Source organism: Chryseobacterium sp. 1B4 (assembly GCF_036631475.1).
Classification (GTDB): domain Bacteria; phylum Bacteroidota; class Bacteroidia; order Flavobacteriales; family Weeksellaceae; genus Chryseobacterium.
The window spans coordinates 797389-809808 of the sequence record NZ_JAPNUF010000007.1 but is presented as its reverse complement, the minus strand read 5'-3'; the positions used below and the strand labels follow the sequence as shown (position 1 = coordinate 809808).

Annotated in this window: 9 protein-coding genes and 5 pseudogenes; 7 read left to right on the top strand and 7 right to left on the bottom strand. The window is 38.4% G+C overall.

Annotated elements, in window-relative coordinates; translation table 11 throughout:
• Positions 1–171 precede the first annotated feature (171 nt).
• Both OWR28_RS13595 and OWR28_RS13590 read right to left on the bottom strand, forming a co-directional pair.
• Positions 172–722 (bottom strand): annotated as a pseudogene (locus OWR28_RS13595) (aminotransferase class I/II-fold pyridoxal phosphate-dependent enzyme).
• Positions 722–1270: an aminotransferase class I/II-fold pyridoxal phosphate-dependent enzyme gene (locus tag OWR28_RS13590; protein ID WP_332387053.1), complete on the bottom strand. Its 549-nt coding sequence runs from the start codon at positions 1268–1270 to the stop codon at positions 722–724. Before OWR28_RS13590 ends, OWR28_RS13595 begins: the two are co-directional and overlap by 1 nt.
• Positions 1271–1459: 189 nt before the next feature.
• On the opposite strand from OWR28_RS13590, the pseudogene OWR28_RS13585 reads away from it, so the two are divergent.
• From OWR28_RS13585 to OWR28_RS13570, 4 genes and pseudogenes are all read left to right on the top strand, one after another.
• A pseudogene (locus OWR28_RS13585) lies at positions 1460–2467 on the top strand (M28 family metallopeptidase).
• 74 nt (positions 2468–2541) lie between these two features.
• Positions 2542–2904, top strand: a complete 363-nt coding sequence (locus OWR28_RS13580; protein ID WP_332387052.1) for a VOC family protein — start codon at positions 2542–2544, stop codon at positions 2902–2904.
• Positions 2905–2914: 10 nt separating this feature from the next.
• Positions 2915–3412 carry an endonuclease V gene (locus OWR28_RS13575; RefSeq protein ID WP_332387051.1) on the top strand — a complete coding sequence of 166 codons (498 nt, stop codon included), beginning with the start codon at positions 2915–2917 and terminating at the stop codon, positions 3410–3412.
• Between the two features lie 149 nt (positions 3413–3561).
• Positions 3562–4734 (top strand): annotated as a pseudogene (locus OWR28_RS13570) (acetyl-CoA C-acyltransferase).
• Between the two features lie 409 nt (positions 4735–5143).
• On the opposite strand, the gene OWR28_RS13565 reads toward OWR28_RS13570, so the two are convergent.
• The 4 genes from OWR28_RS13565 to OWR28_RS13550 all read right to left on the bottom strand — a co-directional run bounded on the left by OWR28_RS13565 (position 5144) and on the right by OWR28_RS13550 (position 8484).
• Positions 5144–6547: a DEAD/DEAH box helicase gene (locus tag OWR28_RS13565; RefSeq protein ID WP_332387468.1), complete on the bottom strand. Its 1404-nt coding sequence runs from the start codon at positions 6545–6547 to the stop codon at positions 5144–5146.
• 32 nt (positions 6548–6579) lie between these two features.
• Complete coding sequence (locus OWR28_RS13560) at positions 6580–7404, bottom strand: SNF2 helicase associated domain-containing protein (RefSeq protein WP_494168454.1); 825 nt, start codon at positions 7402–7404, stop codon at positions 6580–6582.
• Positions 7405–7999: 595 nt separating this feature from the next.
• Positions 8000–8308 (bottom strand): hypothetical protein, encoded by a 309-nt coding sequence (locus OWR28_RS13555; protein ID WP_332387049.1) that lies wholly within the window; start codon positions 8306–8308, stop codon positions 8000–8002.
• On the bottom strand, positions 8302–8484 hold the full coding sequence (locus OWR28_RS13550; RefSeq protein ID WP_332387048.1) for a hypothetical protein: 183 nt from the start codon (positions 8482–8484) through the stop codon (positions 8302–8304). Before OWR28_RS13550 ends, OWR28_RS13555 begins: the two co-directional genes overlap by 7 nt.
• A 134-nt stretch (positions 8485–8618) precedes the next feature.
• Between OWR28_RS13550 and OWR28_RS13545 the strand changes: the two are divergent.
• The 3 genes and pseudogenes from OWR28_RS13545 (at position 8619) to OWR28_RS13535 (ending at position 11557) form a co-directional block, all read left to right on the top strand.
• Positions 8619–9415: pseudogene (locus OWR28_RS13545) on the top strand (SDR family oxidoreductase).
• A gap of 76 nt (positions 9416–9491) precedes the next feature.
• Positions 9492–10405 (top strand): annotated as a pseudogene (locus tag OWR28_RS13540) (helix-turn-helix domain-containing protein).
• 171 nt (positions 10406–10576) lie between these two features.
• Positions 10577–11557: a T9SS type A sorting domain-containing protein gene (locus tag OWR28_RS13535; RefSeq protein ID WP_332387047.1), complete on the top strand. Its 981-nt coding sequence runs from the start codon at positions 10577–10579 to the stop codon at positions 11555–11557.
• Between the two features lie 89 nt (positions 11558–11646).
• Here the strand turns inward: OWR28_RS13535 and OWR28_RS13530 are convergent, their stop codons facing one another.
• On the bottom strand, positions 11647–12249 hold the full coding sequence (locus OWR28_RS13530) for a GNAT family N-acetyltransferase (protein WP_332387046.1): 603 nt from the start codon (positions 12247–12249) through the stop codon (positions 11647–11649).
• Positions 12250–12420: the final 171 nt, after the last annotated feature.

The following is a 12420-nucleotide window of genomic DNA, read 5'->3' as shown; positions in this document are numbered from 1 at the left end:
ATCGCTGTAGCGGTGCTTTTTTATTATATTTGTTTGTCATTTAGGTCAAGAAAGACAACAGCAAAAAATAAAATATCCATCATCATCTGTACAAATCTGTGTGATTTGCGGGAAAAACAAATATGTGAAATGATTAAAGGTTCTTTCTCAAATATTCCAGTGCCTGAATAATCAGTTCATCCTTTTAGCAAAACTGAACCTGACATAATCAGAATTCTGTCTTGAATTATAAAAAGCCGAAAGTGGAAGGCAGGATACCTTTTTTTCAATAGTCAGCCACTTGGAAAATTCTACATCCGTCATGCTTTTAGAAATGTTCCTGAAATTTACAACCTGGAAAACACTTCCTTCCGCCAGTTGTTCAACCTGAAAAGGGGTTTCTTTAATCATTTCATTAAAAACATCTCTTTTCTTCTGCATAAGCTTTTTATTGATATCCGGATCAAATACGTCAAGATATTTTGAGATGGCATATTGAGCCGGAGCATTGGCGCCGTAGGAAATATACTGTTGATGGCATCGAAATCTCTTTGTTAAAGTTTCAGAAGTGAGCATATAGCTTACTTTCCACCCTGAAGTATGAAACATTTTGCCGAAAGAAAAAATACAGAAGGTCTTTTCCTGAGCCCTGGATGAATGAACGAACTGTAATGCTCAGTTTCATCATAGCAGTAAGTGTCATATATTTCTTCAGAAATCAAATAGATATCCCGGTCTTTAATCAGTTCATATAGCTGATGCCAGTCTTCCTTTGTCCATATTTTTCCGGTTGATTCTGGGGAGAATTGACAATGACTGCTTTTGTTTTTTCAGTAATACAGTTTTTAAACAAATCCCAGTTGATTGTAAAGTTTTCTTCAAGATCATAATACACGGGAGTTCCACCATTCATGACAACAGCAGGCCCGTAGGTGTAATAAGACGGCTGAATAATGATAACTTCATCATTCTGATTAAGAACAGATTTGAGGGATGTATATAAAGCAAAGGTTGCACATGGAACAACGGTAACTTCACTGGTTGTAACAGAAATTTTATGGATTCTTTTTGCGTTGAAACGGATAATACTCTCAATCAGCAGCGGATTTCCTGCAAGAGGTTCGTAATGATGAGTCTGTTCGTCTGCAGCTTCTTTTAAAAATACCCTTAGACGTTCATCAATATCAAAATCGGGAAGCCCAAGAGATAGGTCAAAGCTTCCGTGTCTGGCTGCCAGCTCAGACATTTCCGTAAAAAAGGAGTAATGCGTAAATCCGTAAATTTTATCCACCTATTTTGTCTTTTTAATCAAATATAATAAAATTTTGATATCAGATTGTTTTTTAAGCTAATGTGTTGTTAAATTCATAATGAGTGTTTTATTATTTTACAATATGATTAATTATAGTGCTATTCCATAAAAATTGTTATTTTTAAGAAATTTATTCTTTATGAAAAAATACTTATTCCGTTATTTGCAATGGCGATGGTGACCAGCTGCGGAACGGCAAAAATATCTGACGGCAATGCCTCCCATCCTGTTTCAACAAAGCATAACAGAGCATTTAACAAAGCATATGAAGTGATTAATGCTGATGACCTGAAGAAAAACCTGTATGTAATTGCAGCAGATGATATGGAGGGGCGTGATACCGGAAGCAAAGGTCAGAAAAAGCGGGTGAGTATATTGTTAATTACTATAAAAAGCTGGGCATTTCAGCACCTAAAGCATTACCTTCTTACTATCAGAAAGTTCCGTCTGAATTTATGAAAAAAGAGGGGAGGAAACCTTCCTGATTCCGAAAATATCCTTGCCTTTATCGAGGGCAGCGAAAAACCTGAGGAAATTGTGGTTGTCTCTGCACACTATGATCACGTAGGGACCAAAAACGGAGTAGTATACAACGGGGCAGACGATGATGGAAGCGGAACTGTAGCTGTAATGGAAATTGCCAAAGCATTCCAACAGGCTAAAAAAGCAGGAAAGGGACCTAAAAGATCTGTTTTGTTCCTGCATGTTACAGGAGAAGAGCATGGCTTGTTTGGTTCAGAATATTATTCTGAAAATCCTGTTTTTCCATTAGCCAACACCGTTGTTGATCTTAATATAGATATGATAGGACGTGATGATCCTGCCAACAGGGGAAAACAGTATGTGTATGTAATTGGTTCTGAAATGCTGAGTTCTCAGCTTAAAGTAATTAATGAAGCAGCAAATAAAAGAACCAACAACCTGGAACTGAATTACAAATACGATGATTTGAATGATCCTGAACAGTTGTATTACCGTTCAGACCACTATAATTTTGCCAAACATAATATTCCTGTAGCATTCTTCTTTGACGGTATTCATGAAGACTATCATAAGCCAACAGATGATCCTGAAAAGATTGATTATCAGTTACTGGAAAAAAGAACCCAGCTTATTTTCACCACAGCATGGGATATTGCCAACAGGGAGGAGAGGCTGGTGGTTGATAGAAAATAATCAGGAAATTAAATTCTTGTTTAATATTAATAACCTTGGTAAGGATTAAAAATAAGGCTCAAAAAATCAGGCATATGAAACCAATATTGAAATCCATCAGACCTTTTATCGGGGCACAGGACTTTGAGATCAGCAGAAGCTTTTACAGGGATCTTGGGTTTGAAGAAATTGTTCTGGAACCAAAACTGTCTCTGTTTATAAGAGATGAGATAGGTTTTTATCTTCAGGATTATTACGCAAAAGACTGGGTTGATAATACCATGGTTTTTATGGAAGTTGCCAGCACGGATGACTTCTGGAATGAGCTTTTGTCTCTGAGCCTTACCGATAAATATGAAAATGTGAAGCTTACTCCCGTAAGAACAATGGATTGGGGGAAAGAATGTTTTGTACATGATCCGTCGGGGATTTTGTGGCATTTCGGTGAGTTTTTTTAAGCATGGAAATATGATTTACGCATTTGATACTTACTATTATGAGGACTATGCCAATACCGTATGTATTGCATTTGAAGACTGGACATCTGAAAAAGAAGTGGAAACTTTTATAGAACAAACACCCGTGAGTTCGGAATATGAAAGGGCCTTTTACAAAAGAGAATTGCCCTGTATTCTGAGTCTGCTGAAAAAAATAGCATTAAGCCCCGAAGATATTATTATTGTTGACGGATATGTCACTTTGGATAATGATGGAAAAATAGGACTGGGAGGACATCTTTACGAAGCATTGGAAATGAAATATCCTATTGTTGGAGTGGCAAAAAATGAATTCACAACTCCAGACTCCCGGCGTAGAAGTGTATTCCGTGGAGATAGCAAAACCCCGCTTTTTGTTACCGCCAGAGGGATTGATATAGATGAAGCTAAATGCATGGTAGAGAAAATGTATGGAAATTACAGAATACCCACGCTTCTGAAAAAACTGGATCAGCTTAGCAGAGCATAAAAACCGATATCTTACCGTAAAACGTAAGATTTTTAATTTATCAATATACCGATCGGTATTTTTTATTATCTTTGTTGAGTTCCCTTGCAAAGAAAAGGGGTTATTTTAATTTGAAATATACTGATCGGTATATTATAAAAGTGAAATCAATGAAAGAAGTATTTATAGTAGCAGCAAAACGAACCCCGTTGGTGGTTTTATGGGAAGCCTTTCCGGCTTTACAGCTCCTCAGCTTGGAGCTATTGCCATAAAGAATAGCTTTGAAAGCCTCGGGATTGCTCCGGAGCATATAGACAGTGTGTATATGGGAAATGTACTGAGTGCAGGACTTGGACAATCACCGGCAAGACAGGCTGCAATTTTTGCAGGAATTCCTGTTGATAAAGATGCTACAACGATCAATAAGGTCTGTGCGTCCGGAATGAAATCAGCCATGATGGGTGCCCAGCAGATCCAGCTTGGATTGGAAAATATCGTTATGACAGGAGGAATGGAGAGTATGAGCAATGTTCCGCATTACGTCAAACTACGACAGGGAACCAAGTTAGGAGATACCAGCCTCACGGATGGACTGATAAAAGACGGGTTATGGGATGTCTATAATGATTTTCACATGGGAAGTGCTGCTGAACTGGGAGTAAAAATATGGATTAACAAGACAACAGCTTGATGAATATGCATTGTTCTCATACCAGAGAGCTCAGGACGCCGCAAAAACCGGGAAATTTAATAATGAACTGATCACAATATCGGTGGAAGGTAAAAAAGGAACAACAGCTGTTGATAAAGATGAAGATATTGATAAATTGATACCGGAGAAAATTTCTCTCCTGAAACCTGCATTTGAAGCAGACGGAACACTGACGGCTGCCAACTCCAGTAATCTGAATGACGGAGCAGCAGCATTACTGTTAGTGTCTAAAGAGGCCCTTGAACGTCATCATCTGAATCCGTTGGCCAGGATCATCGCTTATGCAGATGCAGCCCAGGCGCCGGAATGGTTTACTACTTCTCCGTCTGTAGCAATTCAGAAGATACTGAAACAAACCGGCCTCAGTTTATCCGATATTGATTACTTTGAAATTAATGAGGCTTATTCCTCAGTTATCTTGTCCAACCAGCAGATCCTGGGGTACGATCTGAACAAGGTGAATGTATATGGTGGAGCAGTTGCTTTGGGACATCCTATTGGCGCTTCAGGAGCAAGAATTGTTACCACTCTCGTCAATGTACTTCGTCAGGAAAAAGGAAGATATGGTATAGCTGCCATCTGTAATGGAGGAGGGGGTGCTTCGGCAATTCTTATTGAGAATGTAAGTTAAACAGCTTAATACTTAGATTATTATTATATAGAACAGACCTTTCTTGAATAAATTCAGGATGGGTCTGCTTATTTATAGTATATTGATGATCTGCTGTTAAATTGAATGATTCCTTGGTTACTTCTAACAGACATGGGTATTTTTTATCTGAAATGATAAATATCATCACATTATTATTTTTATTGATTCTAAATAAATATAAATTTGCCTCAGGAAAATTAAATAGTCCTTTTAAAACCTTCTTCAGTAACGCAGCAAGGAATTCAGAAAAAATAGTACAGCAGACACATCATATCTAAATCATATCCATATCAATTTTTGTTTTTTATCGACAGGTTTTTACCTGTCGGTTTTATTTTTAAAGAACTGTAAAGACTTCTGTTGTAAGCCTATGAATAAAGAATGCACATTATGGACCGGGCCCAAGTAAATCCATAAGATCCTGCTTAGACAGTCCCTGAAGCTTCTTACCATCGGTAGTGAGCAGATTCTGAGCCAGTTGCTTTTTCTTTTTCTGAAGCGTAAGAATTTTTTCTTCAACGGTATTGGAACAGATCATCCGTACAGCAATTACATTTTTGGTCTGTCCTATACGGTAGCTGCGGTCGATGGCCTGGTTTTCCGCTGCAGGGTTCCACCATGGGTCTACAAGGTAAATATAATCAGCCTGGGTAAGATTGAGACCAACACCGCCAGCCTTTAAGCTGATCAGAAATACACGGATATTTTCATTGTTCTGAAAATGCGCTACCTTTTCTCCTCTGTCTTTCGTCTGCCCTGTTAAATATTCATACCCGATGTTGTGCTGTTCCAATTCTGCCTTTATCAGATCCAGCATTCCGACAAACTGTGAGAAAACAAGGATTTTATGATCTTTTGACTTTCCAAGGATCTGTTCCGTCAGAATTTCAATTTTAACGGCATTTTCACCGGAATATCCCTCTTTCATCAAAACAGGTGAATTACAGATCTGTCTGAGCCTTGTAAGCCCTGTAAGAACGTGCATGCTGTTTTTATTCAGGTCATCGTCATCGTCATCATTGGCTGCAACAAATTCACGGAGCTCTTTTTCATAGGCGTCGTAGATCTTGCGCTGTTCCGTATTCATTTCACAGTAAATGACTGTTTCCGTCTTCTCCGGAAGTTCTTTGGCAACCTGTTTCTTCGTTCTTCTGAGGATGAATGGCTTTATTTTTTGCTGAAGTTCGATAGCGCGTTTGCTGTATTCAAACTTATCAATGGGAATGGCATAAATATCTTTAAAAAACTGCTTGCTACCCAACAATCCGGGACAGGCAAAAGAAAGCTGGCTGTAAAGGTCAAAAGTACTGTTTTCAACAGGGGTACCTGTCAGTACAATCCTGTTTCGCGATTGAAGCAGACGGGCGGCTTTATATCTTTCTGAATTTGGATTTTTAATTACCTGGGATTCGTCCAGAATTACATAATTGAAATTAAAACTTTTCAGAAACTTAATGTCTGAAAGCAGCATTCCGTAGGTGGTGAGAACTACTTCATAGCCGGGCATATGAGCTGTAGTTTTCGGCCTGCCGGCACCATAATGAAGCAGAACTTTTACAGATGGCGCAAATCTGCTGATCTCTTCCTGCCAGTTGAACAGCAGGGAAGTGGGAACCACAATCAGGTTGGTTGTATACCCCCTTTTTTCTCTCTGTGAAAGAATGAAAGCAATGATCTGGATCGTTTTCCCAAGACCCATGTCATCTGCAAGACACCCGCCGAAGTTGAAGTCATCGAGAAAGTTGAGCCAGTTAAGCCCTTCATGCTGGTAATCCCTGAGTTCTGCCTTCAGTTCAGCAGGAATAGCAGCTTCCGGAATATCCTTTACTTTTGAAAACTTTGCGGCATAGGAAGTAAGTTCTTCCTGAATTTCTTGCTCAGGATTTCTTTTTCGAACAGCGATGTCACTTCCGTAAAATTGATTTTCGGAATTTTCAGGATTTCTTCATCTATTTCTCCTGCCCGGAAATAAGCGGATATCTTTTCCATCCATTCTTCAGGAAGGATTCCCATACTGCCGTCATCTAACTGGACGAATTTACTTTTATTCCGGATCGCACGGTGAAGTTGTTTTAAAGAAGCTTTAGGACCAAATCCTACTTTTAATTTAGCATTAAACCAATCCAGGCCGCTGGTGATCTGAATATTGATTTTAGCCCGGTGGGCGTTTAATTTATTGTTTTTTAATTCGTTAAAGCCAAGTATGGTTATTCCTTCATTTCGCCACGTCTCAAAAGCATCAAGAAACCAGTTGTTATCCAGGAACTTATCTCTGTGAAGGTAAAAATACTGATATCCGTCCATCTGTGCCTCAAAATCAGGATGCTGCTGCATAACCAGGGAGGTAAAACGGGCTTCTGCTGATTCATTCCTTTCTATTTTAAATGGATTGCCATTCTGATCGGTATCAAAAATCTGCTTTCTTGAATACACCGGAACTTCTATGTCACCATATTTCATGATCGGTGTAATTCCTATATAATTTTCCTGCTGACGGAGATAAATAACTTTTTCAACCTGATAATTTTTATCTTCAAGCTGTACTTCTGTTGCATGTTGTATATAGCTGTAATTGATGTGAATATGTTCTTCAATTGTTGAGAGGATATTCTGCATGAATGCCTCGTATTTTGAAGAATGAACCAGCAAAATCTCATTATTAGCCTTAAAAATCTTATGATTTTGAGCATGTACGGATTATCTACAAAGCTGAAAATGTTACGGTTATATACAAAATATTCATTTCTGAGGATAACATTTTTGAAAGGGACAGAAACATCATTGAATTGCAGTTCTCCTGTTATTTCATAAAACGGATCTTTCTTAAATACAGATAATTGCACCTCGGCATCTAAAGTATTTAATTCAACTTTAAAAAGTGATTTTGCAGAAACCGTTTCTGCGATTTCCCGGTCATGATAATAGACCTCCAGTTCCAAGGGATTCTGTACAATGAGCTTTAAAGCTTCCAGTTCTGCCGGATTGTAATCTTCATTGTAGTTGTTCTGAAAGGAAGTAATGGCTGTATAAAACTTAATGTCTGCAGGTTTTTCTGCTTTCCATATCAGCTGCATGGCATCAACAGGGGAAACCGGATTTTTTATTTTTCCCGACTGTGTTGTTTCTGCTTCCATTAACGAAAAGGTCAGGTGGTTATAATACCTGTGTTTACCAATTATAAGGATTTGTTTTTTAGCTGTTTTCTGAATAGCCAGTTCATCCAGCTTCGAAGAAAACTGAGGCATCAGGTCCCTTTTAAGATAACATCATCTACAGGAAGCATTTCCTTGATTTTAGGAACTGCCTCAATTCTGCCGTCAGTATATTGCAGTTCAAAATACTGATCCAGATCCGCTTCGTTTTCAAGACCATATCCTCTTGCTTTGGGAAGAAAAATCTTTTTACGGAGCATATCATCGAAAAACAGCCGGTAATTCTTATCTTCTATGATACAGTGGATAATTTCTGCCTGGTGAGTGCAAAGCTGCTCCTTTTCATTGTCACAGGTGCAGGAGCAGAGCAATGAACTGCCGATTCTGGTGATGCTTACCATCGGGAAGTCATATAAAGAAGACTGCTTTGTAAATATTGCAGTGTTTTTTCAATGGCAACGGGGTAAATTTCCCGAAAATCCCTGATCCCGATAAATGTACTGTCTGAGGTATGTTTCAGCAGGTCGTATACGGTAAGTGTACTGATATTGACGTTGTCAAGAATATATTCTGCCATAAAATTGATAGAGCAAACTTACAAAAAACAAATCTATATTTCGTATCCGTTTTGGCTACAGCTTACCCCATTTTGGCAACTTCCGGATTTCTTCCATTGCAGAACTTTGTCATGTAATTTTAAAACAAGAAAAAATGAAAACAATTTTTATAACAGGTGCTTCTACAGGATTAGGAAAAGCAACTGCCCGATTATTTCAAAACAAAGGATGGAAGGTAATCGCTACCATGAGAAACCCTGAAGCGGCAGCTGATCTTGCTGCTTTGGAAAATGTAACTGTACTTCCGCTGGACGTTACCAAACCGGAACAGATCAAATCAACCGTTAAGCAGGCTCTTGAGCTGGGAGACATTGATGTGGTTTACAACAACGCAGGATATGGGCTTATAGGACCTTTGGAAGCGCTTTCTGATGATCAGATCGTAAAACAGCTGGACACTAATTTATTGGGCGTTATCCGTGTAACACAGGCATTTGTTCCTTATTTCAGAGAGAAAAAGAACGGAATGTTTATTTCTACCACTTCGATTGGGGGCTGATTGCTTTTCCGTTGGGTTCTACTTATCATGCAACAAAATGGGCACTGGAAGGCTGGAGTGAAAGCCTTGCTTTTGAGCTTAATCCATTTGGTATAGATATTAAAACCGTGTCTCCGGGAGGTATCAAAACAGATTTTGTAAGCCGTTCCCTGGACTCAGCATCCACTCCGGCATATGATGAAATGACGAACTCCCTGTTTTCTAAGATGGGAGAGATGATGGAAGCTGCTTCTACACCGGAGCAGATTGCAGAAGTGGTTTATGAAGCTGCTACAGATGGTAAAAAACAGTTAAGATACATTGCCGGTGAAGATGCAAAAGCATTATATGCACAGCGTATTGAACTTGGCGATGAAGCTTTCAGGGAAGAATTCCGTAAGCAGTTTATGTAATCTGAAACTTAAAAGACAGTATAAAGTAAATCACATTTATACTGTCTTTTCCTCTAATAATTTATAATTTTATATCATGGAAAAGAAAGACAATACCCCTGTGAAAATTTCATCCATATCGGAACTGCATGATATACTGCAGCTCCCCAAACCTCTTCATCCGATGGTAAGCCTTGTGGACAATACAGAAATGAAGGTCAATAAAGAGATGCTTAAGAGAAGTTTTATTCTGGATTTTTATAAAATTTCGTATAAATATTCTACCAACGGAAAAATGGGTTATGGACAGGGATATTATGATTTCAATGAAGGAGGAATGATGTTTACAGCTCCGGGACAGGTTCTTTCGACCGATGAGAATGCCGAATATTCCGGCTATACTTTACTTGTACATCCGGATTTTATCAGAAGTTATCCTCTTGCCAGGAACATTAAGAACTTCGGTTTCTTTTCTTATGATACCAATGAGGCTCTTCATCTTTCCGATCAGGAAAAACAACAATAACAGGACTTCTGGATAACATCAGATACGAGCTGAATACAGCGATTGATGAAGTAAGCCAGGATGTTATCATTTCTTATATTGAAGTTCTTCTCAATTACAGCAATCGCTTTTATAAAAGACAGTTTATCACAAGAAAGGCTGTCAATCATGATTTGCTGACGAAGATGGATATTGTGCTGGAAGATTATTTTAATAAGCAGGAAACGCTGAACAAGGGACTTCCTACAGTTGAATTTCTTGCTTCCACGCTGAATTTATCACCTCATTATCTGAGTGATATGCTTCGTAATCTTACCGGACTGAATGCCCAACAACACATCCATGAAAAACTGATTGAAAAGGCGAAAGAATATCTTACCACTACAGCTTTCTCCGTATCAGAGGTAGCCTATGCACTGGGATTTGAGCATCCGCAGTCATTCAATAAGCTGTTTAAAAAGAAGACAGATAAAACACCTCTGAGTTACAGACAATCATTCAATTAAAAAGATATCACCCGGCCGGACACCGGGTGTTTTTTTTGTTCACAGAAAATAATGATTTATGCTGATATAAAAAATACCTGATTTCAGGTAGATAAAAATACTTTTTTTCAGGATTGATAGCTTTTGAAACTAAAAATACATTTGTTATAGCCAAATTTTAAACAAAACAATATGAAAAAGCTAAATTCTGTTTTATTTCTTGTTGCAGGAATTATAGCGTATGCTCAGCCTTCCGTGACGAGATCTGCTGTTGACAGGGTCAATATACCCTATACGTTCAGAGCAGGAGATGTTGCACCTACGGTGACTGCAGGTCCTTCCGGAGCGAATGTCACATGGGATTTTTCTGCCTATGCTGCTCCCAATGCCAATACAAACACTACAAAAGCCTGCCCGGGTGAAGCTGACTGTTTCAGATTTCCGACGGCTAACAGGATAACCAAACCGACCCTTTCTGATGTCTACGATTTTACTTCCATATCTGATACACAGGATGTAATGCTTGGAACTTATGCCAATACGGGAGATATGCTGATGGCTTATTCGGATCCTTTAGTTAATTTTAATTTTCCGGTTACCTATCTGCAGCAGTTTACAGATACTTATCAGATCAATATCACTTCAGGAGGAGTACCTAACGGGACAGAAACAGGGCAGGTAGAATATACTGTGGATGCCTATGGAACCATTACGACTCCTACGGGAACTTACCCGAACGTTCTGAGAATAAAAAGAATGAGGACAGCTACGCAGACACCGGGGCCTTTCAATTATACCAATGAGTCTTATATGTGGGTAAGCCAGAGTGCAGGTATTGTATTTAATTTTGCGATTAATACTTTTACCATCAACGGGAATACAAGCGTTGTGAAAAGTGTTTCTTATCCTGAAACGGTTACTTTGTCTACCGCTGATCCGGAAACCCGACATAAAGATGTATCCGTTTATCCGAATCCGGGGGCCGATTTCATTACATTAAGCTCTAAAGAAGACATCAACAAAATAACGGTGACATCATTAGATGGTAAAACGGTTTTAACAGCAGTGAATTCTAAAGTGATCAATATTTCCAGCCTTCCGAAAGGAGTATATATTCTGCATGGGGAATTGAAGAGCGGCGGTTCCGTTTCAAAAAAGATGATTAAAAAATAGCAGGGATTCAGTTTTAAAGCCTTTATAAAGCGGCAGTATGATGTCTTCCATTGGAGTAGAGTCATACTGTCTTTTGTGATATATGGACTTTATTGTTTTTCCTTGATCAGTCTTTCGATTTTAAGCTTTGCAGCATTCCATTCATCATCGATAATACTGTAATAGGCAGCATTTCTTGTGGTTCCGTCACCTGATACTTTGTCTTTTCGTAAAATACCTTCGAATACACCACCAATCTTTTCAATTGCCTTTCTTGACCTGAAATTATTGTCTTTTGTTTTTAACTGTACTCTGTTGGTTTTCAGGATTTCAAAACAGAAGGTTAAAAGCATTAGTTTACATTCAGGATTGATCGTTGTTCCCCAGAATTCTTTTGCAATCCATGTCCATCCGATTTCCAGTTTTTTATCTGCAGGATAAATTTCCAAAAAACGAGTGGAGCCAATCAGTTTCTGAGTTTCTTTATGACGTATTACAAACGGGTATTGATTTCCGGTTTCTCTTTCACTAAGGGCAAACTCATAGGTTTTATAAAATACAGTTCTGTCTGAGCAGTCCGTAGGAATCAGTTCCCAAAGTTCTTTATCTGCAGCCGCAGCATATAATTCTTCAAAATGTTCTTTTTCAAGAGGTACCAGTTCAACTGTTTTTCCACCTAAAATTGTCGGATAGGGAATCCATTTCTCTTTCATGGTTCATTTTTATGAACGAAATTAATGAAAATTGAAGACCTGAGGATCAAAAGTAAGGTGATATTTTACTAAAACGGCAGGCGGTTTATTCTTTATTGGTTAAAATGGAACGTAAAAATGACAAAAACGGATTATATTTTAACAGATGGGTGTATTTAACTTTGCAATGGA

What these genes read in the sequence shown, in the direction of transcription:
- OWR28_RS13530 (WP_332387046.1), bottom strand. Translation starts at nt 12,249, where the DNA reads ATGAAAGAGAAATGGATTCCCTATCCGACAATTTTAGGTGGAAAAACA.
- OWR28_RS13535 (WP_332387047.1), top strand. Translation starts at nt 10,577, where the DNA reads ATGAAAAAGCTAAATTCTGTTTTATTTCTTGTTGCAGGAATTATAGCG.
- OWR28_RS13575 (WP_332387051.1), top strand. Translation starts at nt 2,915, where the DNA reads ATGATTTACGCATTTGATACTTACTATTATGAGGACTATGCCAATACC.
- OWR28_RS13550 (WP_332387048.1), bottom strand. Translation starts at nt 8,484, where the DNA reads ATGGCAGAATATATTCTTGACAACGTCAATATCAGTACACTTACCGTA.
- OWR28_RS13580 (WP_332387052.1), top strand. Translation starts at nt 2,542, where the DNA reads ATGAAACCAATATTGAAATCCATCAGACCTTTTATCGGGGCACAGGAC.
- OWR28_RS13555 (WP_332387049.1), bottom strand. Translation starts at nt 8,308, where the DNA reads ATGGTAAGCATCACCAGAATCGGCAGTTCATTGCTCTGCTCCTGCACC.